We start from the raw sequence: 20,773 nt of genomic DNA on the forward strand, positions 1-20,773 counted from the left end.
CTGGCGGACCGGCGGAGCCGGATCCGCGGTGCCCTGGGTCTGCACCCATCTTTCGTTACCGATATGGCTGTCGAATACGCACCCAAGGGGTTGATCGGCCTGCTGACCCCGCAGGCGAATACTACTGTCGAGCCCGAGTACTACATCCTGCTTCCGCAGGGCTATGCGCATATCAATGGCCGGCTGATGAGCGGCAAGCCGACGATCGAGGAGCGGCTGGTCGATTATGTGGACAAGCTGGACCATGCCTGCGACCAGTTCGCCAACGCGCCCATCAAGGCCGTGGCGGTCGGGTGCACCGGGGCATCGTATCTGGTGGGCCGCGAGCGCGAGTCGCGCGTGCTGGCGGAGATCGAACGGCAGCGCGGCGTGCCGGCCTTTACCGCCGCGACCGCGGTGGTCGCCTCGTTGCGCCAGCTCGGCGCCCGGCGCATTGCGCTGGCTTCGCCCTATCCCGCGGGGCTGACCGAGGCCAGCAAGGGCTACTGGGAATCCCAGGGGTTCACCGTGTCGCGCATCGCCTCGGCGCCGATGGACCACACGCAGTTCCATCCCATCTATTCGATGAAGGCCGATACGGCGGGCGGGCTGCTGCACGAGCTGGCTGCGGACGATACCGACGCGATCCTGATGCTGGGCACCGGCATGCCGACGCTGCGCCCGCTGCTGGCCGCCAACGCCAGTTCCCGCGTGCCGGTGCTGTCGTGCATGCTGTGCCTGGCGTGGATGGGCGTCTCGCTGGCCGACGGCCAGCCCGCGCCGCTGGAGCCTTGGCTGAAGGGCGACCACTGGAAGAGCAGGCTCCCCCAGGGATGAGCCTCGTTCAGGCGCCCAGGCGCGGGATGGCGGGGAGGACGGTGGGGAGCATGGCGGTTTTTTCGTAGGTGTAGAACTTCATGCTGGATTCGCCGCCCTCGCGGCCGTAGCCGGAGGATTTGATGCCGCCGAACGGGGCGCGCAGGTCGCGCGTCATGGGGGTGTTGGCCCACACCATGCCGGCGCGGATATCGGAAAGGGCCCGCATGAGGGTCGGATGGTGGTCGGTCCAGACGTAGGAGACCAGGCCGAACTCGCTGTCGTTGGCCATGGCGAAGGCCTGGTCCGCGGTGTCGAAGGGCACGATGGTGGCGAAAGGGCCGAAGATTTCTTCCCGGCATACGCGCGCGCGGTTGTCCTGGGCGAGCACCGCGGTAGGCTGGAAAAAGAAGCCCGGCTCCAGCGCGGCTTCGGCCTGTCCGCCGCACAATACCTGGGCGCCATCGGCGCGTGCGACCTCCACGTAGGAGGCGACGCGGTCGCGATGCGCCCGGAAGGCCAGCGGGCCGATCTCGGTGGCCGGGTCGAGGGGGTCGCCCAGGCGCAGGCGCCGGGTGCGCGCCACGAAGGATTCGATGAAGCGATCCAGCACCGCACGCTGTACCAGGATGCGCGAGCCGGCCAGGCACTGCTGGCCGTTGTTGGAGAAGATGCCCAGCAAGGCGCCGTCGATCGCCCGCTCCAGGTCGGCCGATTCGAAAATGATGTTGGCGGACTTGCCGCCCAGTTCCAGCGAAAGCGGTTTGAGCCCTTCGCCGGCGCTGGCCGAGATGCGGCGCGCGGTTTGCGTGCCGCCGGTGAACGAGACGAGGTCCACGCCGGGATGGGCCACCAGGGCCTCGCCGGTGACGCCGCCGCGTCCGTTGACCAGGTTGACGACCCCGGGCGGCACCCCGGCCTCGACCAGCAGCTCCATGAAACGCGCGACCGCCAGCGGCGTGACCTCGGAAGGCTTGCACACGCAGCTGTTGCCGAACGCGATGGCGCCGGCGATCTTCATCGAAGTCAGCGCCAGCGGCGCGTTCCACGGCCCGATCAGCGCGGCCACGCCCACCGGTTCGCGCAGGACCAGGGTCAGGTAGCCCTCGGTCTGGTCGTACATTTTTCCGGCATGCTGGCCGAGGAATTCGGCGAAGAAACGGAAATTGTGCGCGGTGCGGGGAATCTGCCCGCGCTGCAGGTGGCGCATGGGGATGCCGGAATTCATGCATTCCAGGTAGGCCAGTTCCTCCCGATGGACGTCCACCAGGTCGGCGACCTGGCGCATCACGGCCTGCCTGGCCTCGACGGTCTGCCGGCGCCAGCGGCCGTCCTCGAACGCGGCGCGCGCGCTGCGCACGGCGGCATCGACCTCTGCCGGCGAGGATTCGACCAGCGTCGCAATGCGGCGTCCGTCGCCGGGGTGGATCACCTCCAGTTCATAGCCGCCTGCGCCGGTGCAGCGGCCTTCGACGAATCCGGTGACCCGCTCGGGAATGGAGAACTGCGCTGCCGGGACTTGGCTCATCGTGCTTCCGGGTTCATTCGATGGCGGCCGCTTCGCGCAGGCTCAGGATCATCGAGGTTTCCAGCAGGTACTCGCGCGCCAGCGCGGGATCGCCGGCCTTGCGCAGCAACTCTTCCAGCGTCTTGCGGCGCTGCTCCGCGCCGCGCTCCTGCATGCGGGCGCGGTTGCGGCCCGACTGCTGCAGCACGTGCCTGATCGCGATCGGCCGCCGCTGGCGCTCGTACTGTCCCAGCAGCGCATCGGCGTTTTCGCCGGCGTAGATGCGGCGCAGCTTCTCGCTCAGGTTGAAGGCGTCGTGGATGCCGCCGTTCATGCCCATGCCGCCGCTCGGACTATTGATGTGCGCCGCATCGCCCGCCAGGACGATGCGGCCGTTCACATAGGTATCGACGACGCGCTGATGGATCCGGTAGGGCCGGATCTCCATGATGTCGTAGGGCTCGTCGCGCGGCAGGATGTGCTGCAGCTTCTTCTGGATCGACTCGGGCCGGGTCGCGTCCTCGATGCTCTCGCCTTCCCAGGGATACAGGCTGGCGCGCCACAGCCCCGGCAGGCGCAGCAGGCTGAAGGTGCCGGTCGGCGCCCAGCAGTAGTTGATGTAGGAAAGCGTGGGAATGTGTTCGTGGAACGGGAAGCTGGTGGTGGCCAGCACCGTGGTCTCGGGAAATGTGTGGCCTTCGAAGCTCAGGTCCAGCGCCGCGCGCACCATGCTGCGCGCGCCGTCGGCGCCGATCAGGTAGCGGCCGGACAATTCCTTGCGCTCCTTGCCCGCCGTCTCCACCGTGACCCGCACGCCGTGTTCGTCCTGCGCGATCGCCACACAGTTGTAGCCCATCAGCACCTGGGTGCCCGGCAGCTTCGCGCGTATATGCGCCAGCAGCAGTTCGGACAGCTTCCACTGCTCGGTCTGCAGGCGATAGGGATGCGGCGTTTCGTCCTTGAGCGCGGAGAGATCGAATTCGGCGTATTCGCCGGTCTCGTGCATGCGGACCTGCCAGGTCGGCGCGACCAGCCCGGCGGCGATCAGGCCGGGGGTGATGCCATACTCGTCCAGCATGTCCAGCGTGGGCGGATGGAAGGTCGAGGCCTTCAGCGCGCGCGACACTTCCTCGTCGGCCTCCACCACCACGGCCGGGATGCCGAAATGCCCCAGCCGCATCGCCATGACCAGCCCGACCGGACCTCCCCCTACAATAATGACCTGCTCCGGAGTCCCGCTGCTCACGCGCCACCTCGTTTCATTCTGGATGCCTTGGGTATGTCCGCCCTCGGGGAGGACGGATCGTCGGGCCATTTCACAATTATTCTATTGACCTGTCAATAGGACAATTGAACCCATGGACGGGACCGGCATTTCCTGTACGGCCCCGGGCCGCGGCTTGGCTGGCGGACCATCCAGCGCATTCTCGGGCATTTTTTCGGCGCCGCGCGTCACAAATCCCGCGGCTGGATCGTCAAATAGACGAAACCCGCTTTTTTTGGAGACCTCCATGAGCCGTTCCGCCGCCGTCAATCCCGCCGCCCAGCTGCCTGACGTCTATCGCGCCCTCTCTGCCGCGCAACAGACGATTCTGGACCAGGACCTGCCGATCACCTTGCACCATTTGGTGGTTTTGCGCGCCTCGCAGATCAACCAGTGCGCGTTCTGCGTGAAAATGCACATCGCCGAAGCGCGCCGGGACGGCGAAACCAGCGAGCGCCTGGACCGGCTGGTCGTCTGGGAACACGTGGGCGACTACAGCGAAAGCGAGAAAGCCGCCCTCGCCTGGACCGAGGCGCTGACCGTGCTCGACCGCAAGACCGACTACGGCGCGCTGCGCGTTCGCCTGCGCGAGCATTTCTCGGACTCGCAGATCGCCGCGTTGACATCGACCATCTCCATGATCAACCTGTGGAACCGGATGCAGGTTTCCCAGCACTGACCCCACGCGCGAGCCGGGCCCCCCGGCCGCGCGCCTGACGCCATGACGCCTTCAGACGCCCAGGACGTTTTTTCCACCCGCCAGCGCTTCCTGTTCAGCCTCGCGTACCGGATGCTGGGCACCCGCGCCGACGCGGAAGACGCCGTGCAGGAAACCTTCCTCAAGTGGCGCGCCACCGACCGCGGCGCCATCGACAACCCGGCCGCCTGGCTGACCCAGACCTGCACCAACCTGTGCGTGGACATGCTGCGCGCCGCCTATCGCACGCGCGTGGAGTATGTCGGATCGTGGCTGCCCGAACCCATTCACGCGCGGCTGGACGATACGCCCGAATCGCGCCTCGAGCTCGCCTCCTCCCTGACTACCGCCTTCCTGCTGATGCTGGAGCGGCTGACGCCCAAGGAACGTGCCGCCTATCTGCTGCACGAAATCTTCGATACGCCCTATCCGGACATCGCCGCCACGCTGGGCATGCAGGAGAGCGCCTGCCGCAAGCTGGTCTCGCGCGCCCGCGAGGCGGTCGAAACCGACAAGGTGCGCCACGTCACCCCGGTTGCCCGCCAACAGGAGCTGCTGGGCGCGTTCCGGGCCGCGATCGACGGCGCCGGCACCGAGCGGCTCGCCGCGCTGCTGGCGGACGACGTCTGCATCCTGTCCGACAGCGGCGGCAAGGCCTCCGCCCTGCGCCACGAACTGCTCGGCAAACAGGCGGTCCTGCGTTTCATCGAGCGCGGGCTCCAGCGCTTCTGGCACGGCATGGAATGGGTGGAAGCCGATATCAACAACACGCGCGGCGTGCTCCTGCGCGAGGGCAGGACGGCAACGGCGGCCATGACCTTCGCCTACGACGAAAAGGGCTCGGTTTCGGCCATCTACGTCATGCGTAATCCGGACAAATTGGGAAGGGTCTAGGTCTTCCGGCGGCGCAGCCCTGCCGGGCTTCGCGGGAGGTTACATCCGTTGCATGCGGTGAAGGCGCGGAGCGCGGGAGAGCTACTAATATGGGGACTTCCCGATTCCCGTGGCGGCTACCATGCATGCGTCGACGCCCCTTCTTTCTTCCATGCACAGACTGGCGCTGGCTTGCGTCTGCGCGCTGGCGCTGTCCGGCTGCGCCGGTCTGGCGGGCCGCGATCCGCTCGGCGTGCAGGTGGCCGGCATCGAGCCGCTGCAGGGCCAGGGCATGGAGCTGCGCATGCTGGTCAAACTGCGCGTGCAGAATCCGAACGACACCCCGGTGGACTACGACGGCGTGGCGCTGGAGCTGGACCTCAACGGCAACCGTTTCGCCACCGGCGTCAGCGATGCGCGCGGCACCGTGCCGCGCTTCGGCGAGACCGTGCTGGGCGTGCCGGTCTCGGTATCGGCGCTCGGGGCCTTGCGCCAGGCATTGGGGCTGGCTTCCGGGTCGCGCCTGGACAATATCCCCTATACGCTGCGCGGCAAGCTGTCCGGCGGCGTGGCCGGCACCACCCGTTTTTCCGATAAAGGGGCGCTCAGCCTGCCCGGTTATCCTTGATCCGCCCTCCCCGTGCCAGACCTGAAATCTCTCTTGCAGCGCCTCCTGGCGCTCGTGCAGCGCTATCCCGGAACGATAGCCGCCTTCGGGTTCGCCTCGGGCATCGTCAGCTTCTTCACCGTCGAGCGGCACGAAGCCTTCGCCCGCGTCATCGCCATCGTCATGCTGCTGTGCTGGGCCTGGCTGGTGGTGGAACAATGGCTGCGCCAGCGCATGAAGCAGCGGCTGGGCTGGACCATCCCCACGCCGGTGCTGCGCTACGCCACCCAGATGATCCACCAGGAAGGACTGTTCTTCGTGCTGCCCTTCCTCTATGCAGCCACCACCTGGAACAGCGGCCAGGTGGTGTTCACCGGCCTGCTGGGCGCCGCGGCGCTGGTGGCGCTGGTCGACCCTCTGTATTTCCGCTGGCTGGCGGGCCGCCGCTGGGTCTTTCTGACTTATCACACCTTCACGATGTTCGCCGTGCTGCTGACGGCATTCCCGCTGATCCTGCACCTGACCACGGGGCTGAGCTACCGCCTCGCGCTGGGCGTCGCGGTTGCGCTGTCCTTTCCGTCGCTGGCCGAGCTGCTGTCGATCGAGGCGCGCTGGCGCAAATGGGCGGTCGTCGGACTGATGGCGGCGCTCGGCGCGCTGGGCTGGTTCGCGCGCCTGTGGGTGCCGCCGGCGACGCTGCGGCTCAACGAAATGGCGATCTCCACCCAGATGGATACGCGCACGATGGCGGCCGGCAAAAGCCTGCGCACGGTCACGCCGGCGCAATTGCAGGCGAACGGCATCTACGCCTATACGGCGGTCAGCGCGCCGCTGGGCCTGCGCGAGCACATCTATCACGTATGGCTGCACAACGGCCGGGAGGTGGACCGGATCGCGCTGGACATCCGCGGCGGCCGCAAGGAAGGCTACCGGGCCTGGACCCACAAGCGCAACTTCACCGCGGATCCGCAAGGCCGCTGGCAGGTCAAGGTGGTGACCGACGCCGGCCAGATGATAGGAACACTGCGCTTTCGCGTCGAAGACCGGGCTTCCCCGGAGAATGCGGCGCCCGCCGCGCCGACTCCCGAGCCCGCACCGTAGCGGTTCGCTCGGGCTCCGCCTTTCCTCGGCAAGCGCCTCGGGCCTGCTCCGCCGCCTTCGCGGCCTGCCTGCGCCTCAGAAACTGTGGTTCATCCCCAGGCCGACGTTGGTCCGGCTGGCCAGATGCCCGGGACGGGCGTGGCCCAGGCCGGCATAGAGGAGGGTTCGCGGGGACCACGCATAAGACACGCCCAGGCTGGCGTAGCCGGTTGCGCCTTCGGTGCCGTAGCCCTGGAAATCCCTGCCTATGCCTGCCTTCCAGGTCACCGCGCCGGTCCGGTGGACGGCGGCCAGCATGGCGCTCGTGCGGCGGCGTCGCGGCTCTCCCAACTGCATTTGGCTGAAGGGACTCAACTCGGTCAGATTGGCCGAGACCATGATGCGCGTCGCTCCCGGTCCATAGGCCAGGCCCAGGAAATAAGTCCGGTCGTCCACGCTGTTGCGCTCGGCCGAGGCCAGCGCGGTCCAGCCCCCGCCTTCGTAATTGACCGCTCCCGCCAGACCGCGCCTGCGCTCCACCGCGCCGTTGCCATCGGGAACCTGACTGCGCTCGCCATTGACCGACAGATGCGCCGACCAGCCGGCCAGGACCGGCGAATCGTAGAACACGCCGTTGTTGACCCGGCTGTAGTCGCCGGCCGCGCCGGTTCGGTACGGGTCGGCGCGATACGAGGGATGGTAGATCTGCCAGGCGATCGAAGCCACCCGGTCGAAGTTGGCCCAGGGGTCGAACTGCCAGTCCAGCGCCCACAGGGGCGTCATGGCCCGCCCGAGCCTGAGCTTGCCGAACGGGCCGGACAGGCCGACCGTGGACTCGCCGTAGAACAGCGGCCCGGCGCCGCTGGCCTCCAGGCGTCCGCTGTCGATCTCGAAGCGCGATTGCAAGTGGAACAGCGCGGCATAGCCGCCGCCGAGATCCTCCACGCCCTTTATGCCCCAGTAGCTGCGCTGGATGTTGCCCACCGAGACGGGGCCGCGCGCCAGCTTGTAGACCCCGGCATCGACGGTGCCATAGAGCACGACGGACGATTCGGCCGCGGCCCCGGCGGACAAGCCCAGCCACGCTCCCAGCGCCGCGGCTCCCGCCCGATATCTGCCTCGCCCCTTCATGCCTGCGTTCCTCCCGTCCGGCTCTATTCGAAACGCCGACAGTGTGGCCCCGAACGGCGTTCCTTGGCAAAACCCGGCCTGGGCAGCAAGTTCCATGCGGGGGAGCCACAACGACGAATCTGTCCCGCTCGCCGGCCATGGCCGCATCGGCCCAGGCCTAATGGCGCCATCCATCCGCGCGGCCGGCAGACTGGCGCGGATCCACCTGCCCAGGATGCGCCATGCCCCGATCCGCTCTTTGCACGCTCGGCCTCTGTGCCGGCCTGCTCGCCGCCTGCGGCGGCGAAGAACCTCCCGCCAACGACACGCCGGCCCCTACCGTCGGCGATCTCGAAAGCCAGGGCCAATTGCCCACGCTGGACCGCTCCGCCGGACTGGCCGGACCCGATGCCGGCGGCAACGGTATACGCGACGACATCGATGCCTGGATCGCCGGCCGGCAGGCCACGCCCGAGCTTCGGGCCGCGCTCGCCCAACTGGCCCGCGCCTATCAGGCCTCGGTCGTGCGCGGCAGCCAGGATGCGGCCGCCGCCCTCGATGCGGCGGCGCAGAGCGGGCAGGCCATTTCCTGCATCATGACCCACAGCGCCTCGGAGGCCGAAGGCATGCAGGCCATGTCCGTCTTGCGCAAGATGACCGCCAATACCAGGGAACGGGTCCAGGCCTACCTGGCCTACGCCCGCGCGCTCGACGGCGCAGTCATGGCCGTGTCCGACAAGGATGGCTGCGATGCGCAATAGGATCCGGCTCCGTTCCGCCCTTGCCCTGCTTGGTTGCGCGCGCGCGGCCGTGTTCGCCGGCATCGCCGCCGTCCCGGCCTTCGCCCATGCTCAGCTGTGCCCGGAACGCACGCATACGCTGGCCTTTTTCAACGGCGTCTGGAACACGCCGGACGAAGCCTATTCCGGCGCCCGGACGCTCCTGGCGACGCTGCGGGAAGGCATGGCGTCCGACCCGCGCGGCGCCGGCCTGGCGGTGGGCGCGGAAGTCTTCTACAACGCCAGCGGCCTGGAACGGCGGGCGCTCGACGGCATCGAAGATCTTGCCGAGGTGTTCGAACAGCGCGCGGCGGAGCTGGACGAAGCCTTGAGCCAGCGCTGGGAATTATTCTGGGAGGTCGTCGACGGCAGGCTGGCCTGGTGGCGCAAAATCGCGCAGGCGGTGCCGCGCGCCAACGAACTGGCCGACGCGCTGGTGCAGGCACGCAATGCCCGCATCCTCGCGCGCACGGCAAGGCTGGCCGCCGCACCGCCCACCGGCGCCGACTACGCCGCCCATCGATTGCGCCTGCAGGCCCTCAGTATGCAAGGACACGGCCTGCTGATGGTCGGCCACTCGCAAGGCAATTTCTTTCTCAACACGGCCTGGCGGGCTGCCGATGCGGCCCATGCCGCGGCGGTCCATCTCGCGCCCGCCGCGTCCGTCGTCAACGGCCCGCATCTGCTGTCTTCCAACGATACGGTGATCGCCGCGCTGCGCGGCATGGTGCCCGGGCTCCCGCCGCCCGCCAATCTCGCCATTCCCTTTTCGGCCGACGACGTCACCGGCCATATGCTGGTGGAGACCTACCTGGACGCGCGCCGCAACGGCCGCGCCGCCGCCGGCGCCATGATGGCCCAGGCGCTGCTGCAGCTGGCGCGGCCCGCGCCTAGCGCCAGTCCGGGTTTCTTCACCGCCACGCTGGCCTGGGACGGCGAAGGCGACCTGGACCTGCACGTGCTCGAACCCGGAGGCGCCCACGTGCACTACGGCGCGCGCATAGGCGCCGCGGGCGCGCTGGACCTGGACAACATCAAAGGCCATGGCCCCGAGCACTACCACGCAAGCTGCGACCCGGCGCGCCTGCAGGCCGGCACCTACAGCATCGGACTGAACAACTACGCGGCTCCCGCCGGCAGGACGGCCACGCTCCAGCTGGCCACGGCCGAACACGGCGTACTGCGCACCGTGCGTCTCGATGCCGGAGCCGCACGGGGTCCGGCGGGTGACGAAGCGCCGCAGATTGCGATGCGCGCCGCGGTGGCGCGGCAGCCGGACGGCTCGTGGACGGTCCGGGCGCACTGATGCCGGCCCCAGGAGAACCCGCACATGCCGCGACGCCGGCCATCCCGCGGCCGGACTGCTATCGTCGCATCTGACGACACACGAACGCTGACAGGCCGATGACGACATTGCAATGGTTGGCGGGAAGCTACGCCGGGGCCGCTTTTCTCGCCTGGCTGGCATGCGCATGCATCTTCGGCTTGTGGATCGGCCGCGCCTTCGATACCCGGCGCGTACCGCCGGCACGACGCGCGCGGACCGCGGCCTGGCTCATCGCGGCAGGCGCGGCCGTGTTCGCGCTCATCGCCGTCAATGTGGTGACCGAGTCGCGGCTGGTCCTGCTGGACCACGCGATTGCGCAGGCCTTGGCCAGCCACGCCTCGGCGGCATGGCTGCGCGCGCTGGCCCTGCTGACGATGGCGGGCGACCGCGCCTTCCTGTTCGCACTAGGCGCCGCCGTCCTGGCCTTCCTGCTGCTACGCCGCCGCTGGGCGGATGCCGGGTTCTGGCTGGCCGGCACGCTCGGCGCCTCGGGCCTGAACGTACTGCTCAAGCACGCCTTCCGCCGGATCCGCCCCGAACACCTGCACGGCTACACCCAGGAACTCGGATGGAGCTTCCCCAGCGGCCACGCCACCGGCTCGATGGCGGTGTACGGCCTGCTGGCCTATCTGGCGATAAGCGCCATGCCCGCGGCCTGGCGCCCCGGGCTGACGATGGCGGCTGCCGCGCTCATCGCCGCCATCGGCTACAGCCGCGTCATCCTGCAGGTGCACTACCTGAGCGACGTCGTCGCCGCATTCGCCGTTACCGGGGCCTGGATGCTGGGCATCATCCGGCTGCGCGAACGGGCGCTTGCGTCGTCCGGCTCGCGCTGAAAGCGAGCCGATTCGGCCGTTGCCCGACACGGGCATCGCCGTATGGGCCGCACACCTCAGCCCCGGGCCGCGTGCGATCGCCTCTCTTCAGCCGTCAGTTTTTTTCATACTTAGCCAAAAATATATCGATTGTTGCCTGCCCCTCGCTGACCAAGAATAGCGCTACCCGAACGGTGCTGATCAGCGAGGGAAAAATTGTTAAACAAAGCACGAATTCTGGACCTCACCTGGGTGCTGGGCGGTCCGTTTGCAGGGCAGACGCTCGCGCAGCTCGGCGCGGAAGTCATCAAGATCGAGCCTCCCGAAGGGGACTCGTCCCGGGGGGTCCCGGTCTATCGCTTCGACGGCGACAGCTCCTTCTTTCTTTCCGTCAACCGGGGCAAGTCGAGCGTCTGCATCGACCTGAAGCAGCCGGCCGGACGCGAAGCGTTCTATGACCTGGTGCGCATCAGCGACGCCGTCGTCTACGGCTTCGCTCCCGACGTTCCCGCCCGTCTGGGCCTGGATTTCGAGAGCCTCCGGAAGGTCAATCCGCGCATCGGCGTCGCCCAGTTGATCGGCCTGCACGACGCGGGCGAGTATGCCCGCGCGCCCGCCTACGACCTGATCGTTCAGGCAATGGGGGGAGTGATGAGCATTACAGGCTCCGAATCGAGCGAGCCCTGCCGCGTCGGCTATCAGATTGCGGATCTGGCCGGCGGGCTCTATCTGGCGCTCGCCGCGTGCGGCGTCCTGTACCAGGGGGCCCGCGAAGGCAAGGCGGCCCATGCGCAGATATCGCTGCTGGATTGCCAGCTCGCGCTGCTCACCTGGCAGGCCCAGAACCACTTCATATCGGGCGACGTTCCCCGGCGCATGGGCAGCCGCAATCCGATGATCGCCCCGAGCGAGGCCTTTCTTTGCAGCGACGGCGGCTACCTCGCCATTTCGCCGACCGGGGAACATTTCTGGCCCAAGCTCTGCGACGTCATTGGCCGGCCCGAATTGGCGACCGACCCGAGATTCTCCGACCGCGGCAAGCGGGTCGAGAACGTGGAGGCGCTCGTGGCCGAGCTCTCCGAGGTGTTCGCCGGGCAGAGCGCCGACCATTGGGCCGCCGCGCTTTTCCAGGCGCGCGTTCCGGCCGGCAAGGTGATGAACGTGGCCGAAGCGGTCGATCAGCCGCTGGCGCGACTGCGCAACATGGTCGAGAGCGTAGAGAAGCCGGAAACAGGCAACGCCTTGAACTTCCTGGGCAACCCCTTCAAGTACGCGGCACAGCGCCCGCTGGACTATCCCCCGGCGCTCGGCAGCGCCACGCGGCGGATCTTCCAGACGCTGTGCGCTTATCCGGAAGCGAAGATCGACCAGTTGGTGCAATCGAAAGTTCTTTTCACAGGAGAGCAGGAATGACACGACCAAGCGAAATCAAGCCGCGCGAAGGCGAGCAGCGCGGCACGACCTATGACGACTACGTCATTGGCGATACCCTCCCGCCGCTCCACTTCAGCGTCACGCCGGAGATCATGCAGGAGTACGCGGGCGTCGTCGACGGCGATGCGGCCGGCTATGAAGTCGACGGCCGCCGGGCCGCGCTTCCATCCGTGCTGCAGGTCTATTTCATGGCTGTCCTGTACAGCAAGTACCCGCCTCAGCAGGGCGGCGTGATGGGTTCCAACCAGTTCCGGTTCTTCGAGCCGATCTGGGCCGACGAAAGCATCGACATCGTCGGCACCGGCCGCATCGAGAAAAAGTTCGTCAAGCGCGACAAGCGCTACGTCAGTTTCTCCGCCGACTTCAAGGACAAGAACGGCCGCATGATCGCGCAGGCGCTCAACGTCAGCCATTTCCCGGAGTAAGACATGGAAAAACGGATCTTCATTACCCAGAAGATGATCGACCAGTACGGCGTGCTCAACGGCGACAACGACATCATCCATTACGACATCGACTACGCCCGCCAGCGCGGCTACAAGGACACCCTGGCGCACGGCCCGATGGTCATGGGCTACGCCGCGGAACTCGCGGCCAGGAAGTACGGCAGGGACTGGCACCGCCGCGGGGAAATCGAGGTGAAGTTCATCGCGCCGACCTATCCCAACGAAGAACTCGTCGTCTCCATTGACGATGGCGGCAACGTCGTCGCCAAGGTCGGGGAGACCGTCAACGTCGTGGGCACGGCCCGCCTCCGCTGACGCCCGCTGCCGTGGAGGGAAAGATGCGAGACCTATGGCAAGGAATCATCCCGGAGAGCGACCTGGCCGCCTATCGCGCGGCAGGCTGGGGCAACCCGTCCGGCATCGGCAGGCGGCTGGCGCTTCTCGTCATCGACGTCCAGTACCGGACGACGGGCACGGCGGCCAGGCCGATCCTGGAAGCGGTCAATGAATACCCGACGGCCTGCGGCGAGGCCGCCTGGAAAGCCGTGCCCCATATCGCGTCGCTCATCGCGGCGTTCCGCGGGCAAGGCTATCCCGTCATCTTTCCCCACGTCGCGCAGAAGCGGCCTCACGACGGCGGGCGGCTGGCGTCGAAGATCCCGGCCGCGATGGGCATCTCCCAGGACGGCTACCAGTTCGTCCGCGAGGTCGCGCCGAGGCAGCACGAGCTCACCATTCCCAAGAAGCATCCGAGCGCCTTCTTCGGCACGCCGCTGGCCAGCCATCTCGTCGATCTCGGCGTGGACACGCTGGTTCTTACCGGCTGCACGACCTCCGGCTGCATCCGCGCCACCGCGGTGGACGGTTTCTCGTACAACTACAAGTGCGTGGTCCCCTGCGACGCGGTGTACGACCGGGGCGTCGTGCCGCATGCGGTCAATCTTTTCGACCTCTCGCAGAAGTATGCGGACGTCATGACGACGGCCGATCTGCTCGGCAAGCTCGACGAGATGGCGCAGGACGCCCAACCCGACAAGGCCTGACCACCATGCAACGCTTCGACACCAAGCTCCACCGGTACCCGTTCTCTCCGATCGTCAGCCGTCCGCGCTATGACTGGCCGGACGGCAAGCGGCTCGCGGCCTACTTCGCCCTGAACATCGAGGCGTTCGAGTTCGGACGCAACCCGGGCAACGATTTCACCTCGATGCCGTCGCCGCCGTTCCAGAGAGGCTATGCGTATCGGGATTTCGGCAACCGCGTAGGCGTATGGCGGATCCTGAATCTGTTCGAACAGTTCGGCATCCCCCTGACCATCATCGCCAACGGATCCGTCTACGACGTGTGTCCCGAGGTGCTCGCCGCCTGCCGGAAACCCGGCTATGAACTCGTCGCCCACGGCTGGACGAATTCGGAGCGGCAGATCGACATGGATGAGCCGGCGGAGCGCGCCATGCTGTCGAATGTCGTCCGGCGCATCACCGAGGAAGAAGGGAAGCGGCCGGAGGGATGGCTGGGCCCGTTCCTGTCGCAAAGCCCCAGGACGCCCGAACTATTGAAGGAGGCCGGGTTCAAGTACATGCTCGACTGGTACTTCGACGAACAGCCCATCCGGTTCAAGACCGACAACGGCCCGATCCTCGCCGTGCCCTACCCCGCCATGGAGCTGAACGACTTGCCCGCGTACATCAACCGCGGCGCAAGCGACGAGGAATTCGAACGGATGCTGATCGACGCATTCGACGAACAACTGGAGGATTCCCGGCAATTCCCGCTGGTCTACGCGGCGTCCTTCCATACCTTCCTGACCGGCCAGCCCCACAGGCTGCGCAAGCTGCGGCGCGTCCTGGAGCACATCTCGCGCCACCGTGATAGAGTCTGGTTCACGACTCCCGGGCACATCGCAGCGCACGCCGACTCGATGCTGCCCCTCTAAGCCGGTCGGGTGACCCGGCCTCATACCCATGAGAAGGCTTCCGCCGCTGAACGCCATCCGGGTTTTCGAGGTAGCCGCGCGCTACGAGAATTTCGCGCGCGCCGCTGCCGAACTCCACGTGACCCATGGGGCGGTGAGCCGGCAGATCGCCCTGCTCGAGGAATGGCTGGGCGTTCTGCTGTTCAAGCGGGGTGCGCGGCAGGCCCTGCTCACCCAGGAAGGCCGCGACCTCCTGAAAGAAACGAGCGCCTCGCTCGACCGCCTGGAACTGGCCGTCACCGTGCTGCGCCGGACGGTGCAGCCATCGACGCTGAACGTCAGCGCGACGCCCACTTTCAGCATGCACTGGCTCATCCCCCGCCTGAACCGGTTTACGCACCGGCATCCAGACATCTATATCCGGCTGAGCTCGTCCCTGGAACCCGCTGACTTCTCCCGCGACAGCTACGACCTGGCCATCCGCCGCACACCCACCGTTCCATCGCAGCAGGCCATTCCGCTCTTTCCCGCGATGTCCATGCCCATCGGCAGTCCGGATCTGCCGGGGATCGCCGGCATCACCGCCTCCGGCCTGAGCAGGCACACGCTCATCCATACCGCGACATCCCCCCACTCCTGGCCCAACCTGCTCGCCTCGATGGGCCTGAAAGGGCTGCAGCCGGCCAACGCCCTGTATTTCGACCAGCTCTATTTCGGCGTCCAGGCGTGCATCAACAAGATGGGCATCGCCGTCGCCCCCGCCGTCATCCTGGTCGACGACCTGCTCTCGGAAAAACTCTGCCTGCCATTTCCGCGCTATCGGACCGAGAACGACACGGAATACCACGCCATCGTCGGCGCCCCCTATACGCCGGACAGCCCGGTCGCCAAGTTTCTCGAATGGCTGCACGAAGAAGGGCAGGCATCGTACGAGGCCATCCTGGAACTGTGCGGCTAGGGCTCCGCCGCCCCACCCGCCCGCCATTCGCTAGCCTCAGCTTTTCTCACCGATCGCTCAGTTTTCTTGCATTGTGCCGGCCTGCGGATTCCATAAGAATCGCCACAGGCGAGAAGACGCTTGTCCCGGCAACTACATCGAGTCAATCATGAGCGAGCAAGACCAGGCCACCTCCGAATATGGCGCGATCGATATCGTCGTCAATGTCTTTACCCCCCGGGAGTTCGAAGAGGGGCGGATAGCGACCGACGACTCGTTCCGCGCCAAGACCCGGCAGAGCGGCTCGTTCTACCGCGGCATCGAGATGCCCGACTATCTGCGGAAGATGGACGCGGCGAACATCGACCGCTCCCTCCTGATCGCCGTCCGCATGGGCGACCTGCGCATCAAGGGATCCGTGGAAATCACCTACGAGCGCGTGCACGGGATTTGCGCGGAGCACCCCGCGCGCTTCTCCGGACTGGCGGGCATCGATCCGACCCGGGGCATCCAGGGGTTGCGCGAGCTCGACCGTGCGGTCGAAGAATACGGCTTCGTCGGCGCGCACTACTACCCCCATTGGTTCGGCATCGCCCCCGACGCGGCGCTCATGTATCCGTACTACGCGCGCTGCTGCGAGCTGGACATCCCCATCATGATGCAAATGGGGAATTGCCTGATCTACCAGCGCGACCGCCGGCTGCCGACCATCGCGCAGCCGATCATGCTCGATCGGGTCGCGATCGATTTCCCGGAGCTGAAGCTGATCGGCATCCATCTCGGCTACCCATGGACCGACGAGATGATCTCAATGGCCTGGAAGCATCCGAACGTCTATATGGCGGGCGACGCCTACGCTCCCAAGCATTGGCCCGGCTCCGTCGTGAAGTTCGCGGACTCCTACGGACAGGACAAGTTTCTCTTCGGAACCGACTGGCCGGTCATCGACCCCGAGCGCGCGGTAAGGGAAATGGACGAGCTCGGCCTGCGTCCCGGCTCCAGGCGCAAAGTCATGCGCGACAACGCCCTGAAGCTGTTCAAGCTTCCGGACTAGTACGTTTCCGGCCTGGCACGCCCGGAGTTGTGCCATCACTTTCTGTAAGGGGTTCACCCATGAAGCGACTTCCAGCTCTGGTCCTGTGCGCAGCCGCAGGCATCGTCTCCTCCCCGGCTGCCGAGTCCCAGACTTTTCCCGAGCACCCGCTGAAGATCGTCGTGCCCCAGGGCGCGGGCGGTCCGGGCGATACCAACGCCCGGATCTTCGCCGAAAAGCTCAGCCAGGCAAGCGGCCAACCGGTATACATCGAGAACAAGCCCGGCGGCAGCACCATCATCGGCGCGGAATCCGTCGCCCGCTCCGCGCCCAACGGATACACGCTGCTTTTCGCCTCGGTAACGACCCTGGCGGTGAACCCTTCGCTGTTCCAGAAACTGTCCTACGATCCGGTCAACGACTTCACGCCGCTGGCCATGGTGACCTCCCAGCCCTTCATGCTGGTGACGCACGCCAAGTTTCCGGCGAACAATGTCCAGGAGCTGATCGCGCTTGCCAGGGCCAAGCCGGGCACCCTCAACTACGGATCGTCCGGCTCGGGCACGTCCGGCCACATCACCGGGGCTTTCTTCGCGTCCGAGGCCGGCATCGACATCACCCACGTGCCCTACAAGAGCGCCGGCACGGTCCAGACGGACCTCATGGCGGGCCGCATCGATCTCGCGTTCCGGGCAATAGACGGCGCGCTGCTGGCCGGCATCAAGGCCAATCAGCTGAAGGTCCTGGGAACCAGCGGAACCCGGCGCTCTCCGCTTCTTCCGGACGTTCCCACCATTGCCGAACAGGGCGTGCCCGGCTTCGAGTCGTCGGTCTGGAGCGGCTTCGTCGTGCCGAGCAAGACGCCGAAGGCGGTGAGCGACGCCCTGTCTTCGATGCTGCTTGCCATTGCCGCCGATCCTGCCGTGCGCCAGAAGGTGGCGGCGAACGGCGGGGAATCGACCTCGCTGGGCCAGGAAGCGTTCGGGGCGCTGATCAAGAGCGAGACGGTCAAATGGGAGAAGGTCGTCAGAAGCTCGGGGGCGACCGTCGAATAAGGCGCGCGCCGCGGGGGCGACCGCTAGCCGCGCGGCAGCGCCTCCCACGCCGCGCGCACCGCCTCCGTTCCGTACGCGCGCTCCAGCCGCCGCACCGTGAAGTGCCCACGGCCCATGTCCTGGAAGTGATCGATGAACAGCGCGTTGATCGCCCCGCCGCCGATCGCGCCGATTACCGGCACGGACTGCGCGATCGCCTTCTCGGAGACCGCCACCGAGAAACGCGCGGCGATGTCGCCGATCAGCTTGACCAGCACCGGCGCGCTGCCCTTGACCGCCCCCTTCTGCGCCAGGTACTGGCCGGCCGACGCGATGGCCTGCGCCAGCGCGGCCCGCGACGCGAAATAGCCGGCATCGGCGGCGTCGTCGCGCTTGGAGGTGCCGCCCAGCGCCAGCACGTGCAGGCATTCCAGCCGCGCCTCCGGCACGCGCAGGTCCTCCCCCTCGCTGCGGGCGATGTCGGCGATCGAACGCAGCATGATCGTGGTCGAGATCGGCAGTTCCACGGCCAGCCCGGGCAGGCCGAACGCGCCGCCGGCGGCTCCCGTCGCGCCGACGGCGAGCTTGTGCCAGCGGTCCGACGAGGATCCGGTGCGGGCCGGATCCAGGGTCCGCACCGCGACGTCCATGGCCTTGCCGACCGCGCCGCGGGTAAGCGTCTCGACCAGCGCCGAGGCCTTGCCGGGCAGGGCCGCCAGCGTTCGCTCGATGGGCTTGCCGGCCAGTCCCGCCAGGCGTGCGGCAATGCCCGGATGCCCGAGCAGGTGCTTGGCATGGGCCAGGGCGCGGAGGTCGGCGTCGGACAGCGGCATAGGGGCTTCCTCGTTGAAACGGGCGGGCAATCCCGGTTTCTATCTTAAACAAGTTGCCCCGGCAGGTTGGGTATGCGCCTACAATATTCATTGATACATCAATAATTCCCGGGATTTGCATGTCTACGCTTCCCCAGCATTCCGAGGGCCAGGTGCTGCCGTTCCGGCAGTCGCTGATGGCGGTGCTCGGCATGTGCTTCGTCATGATGATGGTGGCCATCGACCAGACCGTGGTGGGCACCGCGCTGCCCACCATCGTGGCCGAGCTGCGCGGCTTCGATCTCTATGCCTGGGTCGCCACGGCCTACCTGCTCCCCTCGGTCATCACCATTCCCATCTTCGGGCGGCTGGGGGACTACTACGGCCGCAAGCCCTTCGTCATCGCCGCCATCCTGGTGTTCACGCTCGCCTCGGTGCTGTGCGGCGCGGCCACCAGCATGCTGTGGCTGGTCGTGGCGCGGGCCTTGCAGGGCATAGGCGGCGGCATGCTGGTGGGCTGCGCCTTCGCCTGCATCCCGGATCTGTTTCCCGAACCGCGGGTGCGCCTGCGCTGGCAGATCATCGTCAGCTCGGCCTTCGGCATCGCCAACGCCATCGGCCCCTCGCTGGGAGGCGTGCTGACCGAACAGTACGGCTGGCGCTCGGTGTTCTACGTCAACGTGCCGGTGGGACTGCTGGGCATCCTGTTCATCGTGCGCTTCCTGCCGCACATCCGCCATCACACCGCGGGCCGGATCCAGCTCGACTGGCCCGGCGCCCTGCTGATCGCGGTGGCCCTCGGCGGCCTGCAGATGGTGGTCGAACTGCTGCCCAAGGGCAGCAGTTCGGGCACCGTCCTGCTGTTCGGCGCCGCCAGCCTGGCCGCTTTCGCGGCGCTGTACGTGTGGGAGCAGCGCACGCCCCAGCCCCTGCTGCCCATCGACATGTTCCGCAACCCCGCGCTGGCCGTGCTGTTCCTGCTGGCGATGCTGGTCGGTTTCATCATCTTCGCGCTGATGTTCTATGCGCCGCTGCTGCTGCAGGGCGGCTTCGGCCTGTCGCCGCAGCAGGCGGGCCTGCTGATCACGCCCATGGCCGCGTGCATCACCGTGGGAAGCATCCTCAACGGCCGCATCATCAGCCACATCGACCGGCCCAACCGCATGCTGTACGCGGGCTTCGGCACCATGGGCCTGGCCTGCCTGGGCATCGTCACCACGCACCACGACACGCCGCATGCGCTGTTCGCGTTCTACATGTTCCTGGCCGGGCTCGGCATAGGCTTCACCATGCCCAACCTGACCATATTCGCGCAGCACACCGCCGACCGCACCCACCTGGGCATCGCCACCGCCACCCTGCAATCGACCCGCATGATAGGCGGCATGCTGGGAACGGCCATCGTCGGCACCATCGTTTCCCACAGCTACCTGTGGCGGGTCACCGAAGTCCTGCAGACCGAGAACGCGCTGCAATGGCTGCCCCAGCTCCACAATCCGCAGATCCTGGTCGATCCGCAGGCGCAGCGCACGCTGGCCGAACAGTTCGCCCAGCACGGCGGCCAGGCCACCGAACTGCTCGAACACGTCCGCCAGGCCCTGGTCTCGGGCATCCACAACGGCCAGATCCTGGCCGTCTTCATCGCCCTGGTCGCCTTGTGGCTGGTGCGGCGCGTCCCGGCCATCCAGATCGTCCGTCCCGACCGCGGCAAGCGGCCCGCCGCCCGGGAAGAGCCATGAACCCCGCCGGCGCGCCCATGGGCCGCGAACAGCGCGGCCTGCAGGTCATCCAGCGGCTGGGCCAGACCTACCGGGCCATGCAGGCCGGCTTCAGCGGCCGGGTCGGCCACGCCCTGCCGCGCTGGCGCATCCTGTTCACGCTGGCCGAAGATGGCGCCAGCGCGCAGAAACAGCTGGTCGAACGCTGCAGGCTGGACCCCGCTTCGCTGACGCGTCTGCTGCAGGCGCTCGAGCAGCAGGAATGGATCGCGCGCGAGACCGATGTCCAGGACAACCGCCAGACCCGGGTCAGCCTCACGCCCGCCGGCCAGGCCGTGGTCGATGCGGCCATGCCCCGCCGCCTGGCCTTCTTCGACGAAGCGCTGGACGGCCTGCAGGAGCGGGATCTCGACGTCTTGCTGCGGGTGCTGGGGGCGCTGGAAGAGAACTTCAGGAAGGCGGGCACGGCGCAGGCGCCGGATCGCCGCGCCTGATTCCCTGCCCGCTCGTTATCTCCTTTTTTGCTAATGCCTACAGAAAGAATCCGTTATCCATAGCCGGGGCGGCTCCCTACACTGGACGAATCTTCA

At 67.2% G+C, this 20,773-nt stretch carries 22 protein-coding genes; 18 read left to right on the plus strand and 4 right to left on the minus strand.

Annotated features, from left to right (window positions below; all coding sequences use genetic code 11):
• Positions 1–63: 63 nt before the first annotated feature.
• Positions 64–816: a maleate cis-trans isomerase family protein gene (locus PIGHUM_RS04095; protein ID WP_124077981.1), complete on the plus strand. Its 753-nt coding sequence runs from the start codon at positions 64–66 to the stop codon at positions 814–816.
• Between the two features lie 7 nt (positions 817–823).
• Here PIGHUM_RS04095 and PIGHUM_RS04100 read toward each other — a convergent pair whose 3' ends face one another.
• Both PIGHUM_RS04100 and PIGHUM_RS04105 read right to left on the minus strand, forming a co-directional pair.
• Positions 824–2,323, minus strand: a complete 1,500-nt coding sequence (locus PIGHUM_RS04100; protein ID WP_124077982.1) for an aldehyde dehydrogenase — start codon at positions 2,321–2,323, stop codon at positions 824–826.
• A gap of 13 nt (positions 2,324–2,336) precedes the next feature.
• On the minus strand, positions 2,337–3,548 hold the full coding sequence (locus PIGHUM_RS04105; RefSeq protein WP_222929211.1) for an FAD-dependent oxidoreductase: 1,212 nt from the start codon (positions 3,546–3,548) through the stop codon (positions 2,337–2,339).
• Positions 3,549–3,813: 265 nt separating this feature from the next.
• Here PIGHUM_RS04105 and PIGHUM_RS04110 point away from each other — a divergent pair, with 265 nt between their 5' ends.
• The 4 genes from PIGHUM_RS04110 (at position 3,814) to PIGHUM_RS04125 (ending at position 6,844) form a co-directional block, all read left to right on the plus strand.
• Positions 3,814–4,245: a carboxymuconolactone decarboxylase family protein gene (locus tag PIGHUM_RS04110; protein WP_124077984.1), complete on the plus strand. Its 432-nt coding sequence runs from the start codon at positions 3,814–3,816 to the stop codon at positions 4,243–4,245.
• 42 nt (positions 4,246–4,287) lie between these two features.
• The gene (gene sigJ, locus PIGHUM_RS04115) at positions 4,288–5,157 is read left to right on the plus strand and encodes an RNA polymerase sigma factor SigJ (protein WP_124077985.1); all 870 of its coding nucleotides are present in this window, start codon (positions 4,288–4,290) and stop codon (positions 5,155–5,157) included.
• 121 nt (positions 5,158–5,278) lie between these two features.
• Positions 5,279–5,764, plus strand: a complete 486-nt coding sequence (locus PIGHUM_RS04120; protein WP_187697747.1) for an LEA/WHy family protein — start codon at positions 5,279–5,281, stop codon at positions 5,762–5,764.
• Between the two features lie 12 nt (positions 5,765–5,776).
• Entirely contained in the window at positions 5,777–6,844 is a 1,068-nt protein-coding gene (locus PIGHUM_RS04125; RefSeq protein WP_124077986.1) for a DUF5924 family protein, read from the plus strand.
• 75 nt (positions 6,845–6,919) lie between these two features.
• On the opposite strand, the gene PIGHUM_RS04130 is transcribed toward PIGHUM_RS04125, so the two are convergent.
• The gene (locus tag PIGHUM_RS04130; RefSeq protein WP_160142151.1) at positions 6,920–7,954 is read right to left on the minus strand and encodes a porin; all 1,035 of its coding nucleotides are present in this window, start codon (positions 7,952–7,954) and stop codon (positions 6,920–6,922) included.
• Between the two features lie 221 nt (positions 7,955–8,175).
• Here PIGHUM_RS04130 and PIGHUM_RS04135 point away from each other — a divergent pair, with 221 nt between their 5' ends.
• The 11 genes from PIGHUM_RS04135 to PIGHUM_RS04185 all read left to right on the plus strand — a co-directional run bounded on the left by PIGHUM_RS04135 (position 8,176) and on the right by PIGHUM_RS04185 (position 17,674).
• Positions 8,176–8,694: a hypothetical protein gene (locus PIGHUM_RS04135; protein ID WP_124077988.1), complete on the plus strand. Its 519-nt coding sequence runs from the start codon at positions 8,176–8,178 to the stop codon at positions 8,692–8,694.
• Positions 8,684–10,018, plus strand: a complete 1,335-nt coding sequence (locus PIGHUM_RS24130; protein ID WP_246012894.1) for a YfaP family protein — start codon at positions 8,684–8,686, stop codon at positions 10,016–10,018. The genes PIGHUM_RS04135 and PIGHUM_RS24130 overlap by 11 nt, the downstream gene beginning before the upstream one ends.
• A gap of 98 nt (positions 10,019–10,116) precedes the next feature.
• Positions 10,117–10,875 (plus strand): phosphatase PAP2 family protein, encoded by a 759-nt coding sequence (locus PIGHUM_RS24135; protein WP_246012895.1) that lies wholly within the window; start codon positions 10,117–10,119, stop codon positions 10,873–10,875.
• Between the two features lie 195 nt (positions 10,876–11,070).
• Positions 11,071–12,267 (plus strand): CaiB/BaiF CoA transferase family protein, encoded by a 1,197-nt coding sequence (locus PIGHUM_RS04150; RefSeq protein WP_124077989.1) that lies wholly within the window; start codon positions 11,071–11,073, stop codon positions 12,265–12,267.
• Positions 12,264–12,713 carry a hypothetical protein gene (locus PIGHUM_RS04155; protein ID WP_124077990.1) on the plus strand — a complete coding sequence of 150 codons (450 nt, stop codon included), beginning with the start codon at positions 12,264–12,266 and terminating at the stop codon, positions 12,711–12,713. The genes PIGHUM_RS04150 and PIGHUM_RS04155 overlap by 4 nt, the downstream gene beginning before the upstream one ends.
• 3 nt (positions 12,714–12,716) lie before the next feature.
• On the plus strand, positions 12,717–13,049 hold the full coding sequence (locus PIGHUM_RS04160; RefSeq protein ID WP_124077991.1) for a MaoC family dehydratase: 333 nt from the start codon (positions 12,717–12,719) through the stop codon (positions 13,047–13,049).
• A gap of 23 nt (positions 13,050–13,072) precedes the next feature.
• Positions 13,073–13,777 carry an isochorismatase family protein gene (locus tag PIGHUM_RS04165; protein WP_124077992.1) on the plus strand — a complete coding sequence of 235 codons (705 nt, stop codon included), beginning with the start codon at positions 13,073–13,075 and terminating at the stop codon, positions 13,775–13,777.
• 5 nt (positions 13,778–13,782) lie between these two features.
• A complete protein-coding gene (locus PIGHUM_RS04170; RefSeq protein WP_124077993.1) occupies positions 13,783–14,670 on the plus strand; it encodes a polysaccharide deacetylase family protein in 888 nt (295 codons plus the stop codon).
• Between the two features lie 28 nt (positions 14,671–14,698).
• A complete protein-coding gene (locus PIGHUM_RS04175; protein WP_124077994.1) occupies positions 14,699–15,607 on the plus strand; it encodes a LysR substrate-binding domain-containing protein in 909 nt (302 codons plus the stop codon).
• 148 nt (positions 15,608–15,755) lie between these two features.
• On the plus strand, positions 15,756–16,640 hold the full coding sequence (locus PIGHUM_RS04180) for an amidohydrolase family protein (protein WP_124077995.1): 885 nt from the start codon (positions 15,756–15,758) through the stop codon (positions 16,638–16,640).
• Positions 16,641–16,699: 59 nt separating this feature from the next.
• On the plus strand, positions 16,700–17,674 hold the full coding sequence (locus PIGHUM_RS04185) for a Bug family tripartite tricarboxylate transporter substrate binding protein (protein ID WP_124077996.1): 975 nt from the start codon (positions 16,700–16,702) through the stop codon (positions 17,672–17,674).
• Between the two features lie 23 nt (positions 17,675–17,697).
• On the opposite strand, the gene PIGHUM_RS04190 is transcribed toward PIGHUM_RS04185, so the two are convergent.
• Positions 17,698–18,486, minus strand: coding sequence for an EcsC family protein (locus PIGHUM_RS04190; protein WP_124077997.1), 789 nt, complete (start codon positions 18,484–18,486; stop codon positions 17,698–17,700).
• Positions 18,487–18,599: 113 nt separating this feature from the next.
• Between PIGHUM_RS04190 and PIGHUM_RS04195 the strand changes: the two genes are divergently transcribed.
• Both PIGHUM_RS04195 and PIGHUM_RS04200 read left to right on the plus strand, forming a co-directional pair.
• Positions 18,600–20,204 (plus strand): MDR family MFS transporter, encoded by a 1,605-nt coding sequence (locus PIGHUM_RS04195; RefSeq protein ID WP_425466673.1) that lies wholly within the window; start codon positions 18,600–18,602, stop codon positions 20,202–20,204.
• Positions 20,201–20,677, plus strand: a complete 477-nt coding sequence (locus PIGHUM_RS04200; RefSeq protein WP_342773166.1) for a MarR family winged helix-turn-helix transcriptional regulator — start codon at positions 20,201–20,203, stop codon at positions 20,675–20,677. The genes PIGHUM_RS04195 and PIGHUM_RS04200 overlap by 4 nt, the downstream gene beginning before the upstream one ends.
• The last annotated feature ends 96 nt before the right edge of the window (positions 20,678–20,773 follow it).

The organism is Pigmentiphaga humi (assembly GCF_900606115.1).
In the GTDB taxonomy this organism is placed as follows: domain Bacteria; phylum Pseudomonadota; class Gammaproteobacteria; order Burkholderiales; family Burkholderiaceae_B; genus Pigmentiphaga; species Pigmentiphaga humi.